Genomic DNA, 2,710 nt, shown 5'->3' with positions numbered 1-2,710 from the left:
TTTCCTTCCCTTTTTTACTGAATATGAGAATGATATGAAGTATATTATCGGTGTTGACGGCGGTGGCACTAAAACTGAAGCAGTGGCCTATGATTTAAAGGGAAATAAAATAAGTGTAGGCAAAGCGGGGTATGGTAACCTGCTTATAAATGAAAAACAAGCCATCTCTAACATTATACAGGCAATTGAACAATGCATAACCCCTATTGATAATGGAAGCTGCCATTACATTTGCTTAGGTTTAGCCGGGTATGGAGGAGTTGAAAATCCGCAGGGCATAAAACGTGCATTAAGCAAGGCCTTTAATGCCCCGTTCACGATTGTAAATGATGGAATTATCGCTCATGCTGCTTTACTAAAAGGAAATGATGGCATTTTGACCATATCCGGAACTGGATCTTTAAGTATCGGCATCCATAAAGGTATCGAGAAATCAGCTGGAGGCTGGGGACACATTCTTGGGGATGAAGGAAGTGGCTACTGGATCGCCATGCAGGCTTTTATAAAAATGACGAAAGAAGAGGATGAGGGATATGAATATAGCCATTTAACCGAGACAATACTTAAAAAACTTGGCTATCATAGTGTAATGCAACTGAAGAAATTCATTTATTCCGCCACGAAATCAGAGATTGCCGCGTTTGTTCCCCTAATTGTCCAACATGCGGAGAAGGGCGATGGTTTCTCGCAAAATATTCTGAATCAGGCCGGGTACCACCTTTCAAAACAAACGCTTGAGGTTATCAAGAAGTTAAAGTTAAGTGAGAATGTTACAATTGCAATAAAAGGTAGCATATTGACAAATATACCATTGGTGCGAAGCTCTTTCATCAATCATATTAAACTTAAAAAACCAAATGTGAAATTTGTTTTGGATGACGTATCAGCTACCTTGGGTGGTTACTACATAGCAATGAAGCAGTTAAAGTAAGTAAAGATCAAGGAGAGTAAACCATATGCCCGTTGAAAATATTTTATTGAGAATTGAAAGTTTATTGAACCAGTTGCCTAATTCAGAAAGGAAAATTGCCCAATATATCTTGGAAAATCCACAAGATATTATAAGAATGACGATACATGAATTAGCTGACCATGCCAATGCCAGCAGTTCTGCAGTAACGAGATTCTGTCATTCGATAAAAGTTAACAGTTTTTCAGAACTGAAGGTATCCCTATCATCACTGATTTCCCAACCGGAGAAAAAAGGTTTCCATGATATTGAGCCTAATGAAACAATAGCGTCCATCAAAAATAAAATAGTGTCCAACTCTGTCCAAGCTATACAGGAAACGGCACATTATTTGGATGAGACCGTTCTTGACAATATCATTGAAACCATGAGAAGTGCAGATGTGATTTATGTTTATGGATTAGGGGCATCATGGCTTGTTGCTGAAGATATTACACAGAAATGGTTACGGTTAGGAAAGATAGTAAGTGCTAATCAAGACCCGCATATTACGGCCACAGCACTCGCTGCATCATCAAAGAATACCGTTTTTTTCTGTATTTCCAATAGTGGCGAAACTGAAGAAGTTCTGGAACTCGTTGATATTGCTAAAGCATATGGAATTAAAACAATTGGTTTATCACGATTGGGGAACAATGGGCTAACTAAAAAAGTTGATATGTCCCTAAATCATGTACGTGCTCCTGAGGCAAAATTCCGAAGTGCTGCAACAAGTTCGCTTTTTGCACAATTTCTAACGGTCAGCATTATTTTCTATGCGTACGTTTCAAAATTCTATAATGAAAATAAAAATGAAATTGAACGTTCAAGGGAATCGGTATTGAAATTCACAAAAAGGAATTTGGATACTTAAATATAAGTCTTGTCTTATCGTGTTTATTAGCATGGATAGGGATATCGAACGGAATTTTAGCTTGAGATGTTTCCGAACAGTATGCCTTGTAAAATTTACATCACGATGAAAGGAAGATGTACGCTAAATGATCCAAAAGAATTCCCCGAGTCCCATTTATCATCAACTTGAAGAGGAGATTAAAGGAGCGATTCAAAGTCTTGAATTGGTGCCAGGAGAGATGATTCCTTCAGAAAAAGAATATACTGAAAAATATGGAATAAGCAGGATGACTGTGAGACAGGCGATTTCTAACCTCGTAAATGGCGGTTATTTATACAGGCAGCGCGGAAAAGGAACTTTTGTTGCCCAACAAATATTGGAGCAGCCCTTGCAAGGATTAACAAACTTTTCGGAGGATATGATATCAAGAGGACATAAACCAAGTACACGAGTCATCAGTTTTACAGAGGTCAATGCTGATCATGAACTTGCTGCAAAGCTTGAGGTTGAAGAAGGAACTCCTATTTTCGAACTGGAACGTGTAAGGCTTGCTGATCAGTTGCCGATGGCATTTGAAAGGCTATACATCTCAAAAGATATTGCCCCGGATCTAACGGAAGAAATGGCCGTGAGTTCCATACATGACTATGTTAAAAAAACCTTCGGCTTACAAATCCAACATGGCAGACAGATAATTGAAGCCTCCATCGCTCAAAAAAAAGAGGCGGAAATGCTCGAGGTAGTCGAAGGTTCCCCTATATTGCTGATAGAACGAAGAATTTTCCTGGATACGAATCGACCCCTTGGGATTGTCAGATCTTTCTACCGTGCAGATCGATATAAATTCAGAATTAATTTGGAGCGTATATCACCAGTAATATAAAACAGAATCCCACTTTTTAATA

The 2,710-nt window shown here is 38.6% G+C and carries 3 protein-coding genes; all 3 read left to right on the top strand.

The window, feature by feature from the left end; all coding sequences use genetic code 11:
- Positions 1–931: N-acetylglucosamine kinase (locus ACFVSH_RS25125; protein WP_387708463.1), on the top strand; the 931-nt coding region annotated here is incomplete at its 5' end.
- A gap of 25 nt (positions 932–956) precedes the next feature.
- Positions 957–1,823 carry a MurR/RpiR family transcriptional regulator gene (locus ACFVSH_RS25120; RefSeq protein WP_192205229.1) on the top strand — a complete coding sequence of 289 codons (867 nt, stop codon included), beginning with the start codon at positions 957–959 and terminating at the stop codon, positions 1,821–1,823.
- Positions 1,824–1,950: 127 nt separating this feature from the next.
- On the top strand, positions 1,951–2,688 hold the full coding sequence (locus ACFVSH_RS25115; RefSeq protein WP_387597323.1) for a GntR family transcriptional regulator: 738 nt from the start codon (positions 1,951–1,953) through the stop codon (positions 2,686–2,688).
- The last annotated feature ends 22 nt before the right edge of the window (positions 2,689–2,710 follow it).

This window comes from Peribacillus sp. NPDC058002 (genome assembly GCF_042886655.1).
Classification (GTDB): domain Bacteria; phylum Bacillota; class Bacilli; order Bacillales; family DSM-1321; genus Peribacillus; species Peribacillus aracenensis.
This window is presented reverse-complemented; position numbering and strand designations above follow the sequence as displayed.